The organism is Halomonas sp. 3D7M, assembly GCF_014897885.1.
Classification (GTDB): Bacteria; Pseudomonadota; Gammaproteobacteria; order Pseudomonadales; family Halomonadaceae; genus Vreelandella.
Genome location: NZ_JABUZF010000235.1, coordinates 1 through 303, shown reverse-complemented (window position 1 = coordinate 303; position 303 = coordinate 1). Strand labels below are relative to the sequence as shown.

The window sequence follows — 303 nt, the reverse complement described above, 5'->3', positions numbered from 1 at the left end:
AGGCGGCTGAAGTAGCTCTGCATAACGGCGGTGACTTTATCTATATCGGCATCATCAATATCACGGTGAACAACAAAACGCGTGGCATAAAGTAGCTCAATCAAAATGCCATGCTCTTTCAGCCAAGCAGAGAGCGGCTGTACATGTTCGTCGGGAAAGTGCGCGAACACCATATTGGTTGCCTGAGCGGTAATCTCAACGCCAGGCAGTTTTGCTAAGCCTTCCGCCAGGCGTGCTGCACGGCGATGGTCGTCGGCTAAGTCAGCGATATTGTGCTCCAGAGCATACTGGCAGGCGGCGGCG

The 303-nt window shown here is 53.5% G+C and carries 1 protein-coding gene; it reads right to left on the bottom strand.

Annotated elements, in window-relative coordinates:
- Positions 1 to 303: beta-eliminating lyase-related protein (locus tag INT22_RS13070; RefSeq protein ID WP_264298850.1), on the bottom strand; the 303-nt coding region annotated here is incomplete at both ends.